The sequence below is a fragment of the Terrabacter sp. P5_B1 genome (assembly GCF_056400505.1).
This window is the reverse complement of the sequence record NZ_JBFULD010000615.1, coordinates 1-693: the sequence shown is the minus strand read 5'-3', so window position 1 is coordinate 693 and position 693 is coordinate 1. Positions and strand designations below refer to the sequence as shown.

Sequence of the window (693 nt, the reverse complement as noted above, 5' to 3'; positions counted from 1 at the left end):
CGGTGACGCCGTCTCCGCAGCACGGGTGCCACGGCCCGACCTCCAGGGTGACGTCCCGCTCACGCCGCCACGGGTTGTGCAGGTTGAGCGGCACGACCCGGCGCTCCCCGACCCGGGCGTGCACGACGACGTCGGCGTCGGGCTCGCAGCAGTCGCAGGCACCATGACAGCCCCAGGAGGTCTCCCCGCAGCCGCAGTCGTGGTCATGACGGTGGTCGTGGTGCTCGTGGTGGTGGTCATGGTGGTCGTGGTGGTCGTGGTGGTGGTGGTCGCGTGCGGGACGCGTCGTCCGCGTGCCCGCCCACGGCATCCCGGCTCCCGCCGTGCCGGCGGCCGTGAAGGACGCGGCGAGGTCGTCCCAGAGGGTCTGGGAGGAGTCCATCCACTGCTGCACGGCATCGGCCCAGCCGGTGCGCAGCGACGTGAACAGGTCTGGTGAGGTCGTGCTCATGACTTCGTCTCCGATGCGTCTCGCGGAAGGATGATGACCTGCAGGTCGGCGGTGCCGACCGGGATGGTCGCGGTGTGCCGTCGGGCGGGTTCGAGGTCCTCCGGGACCTCGAGCCGGGCCTCGAGCGTGAGGGTCTGTCCGGGCTCGACGACGGTCGGTGCGTCGAGCACGAGGACGACGTCGGGTCCCGGGTCCGGGCCCCCGTCGTCGGTGCGGGCCATCGCTCGGGAGGCGAGCGGCAT

At 72.3% G+C, this 693-nt stretch carries 2 protein-coding genes; both read right to left on the bottom strand.

Annotated elements, in window-relative coordinates:
• The coding region (locus tag AC1DP0_RS22420) for a hypothetical protein (RefSeq protein WP_478088860.1) at positions 1-451 on the bottom strand (451 nt) is incomplete at its 3' end.
• Positions 448-693: hypothetical protein (locus AC1DP0_RS22415; RefSeq protein WP_478088858.1), on the bottom strand; the 246-nt coding region annotated here is incomplete at its 5' end. The genes AC1DP0_RS22415 and AC1DP0_RS22420, both read right to left, overlap by 4 nt.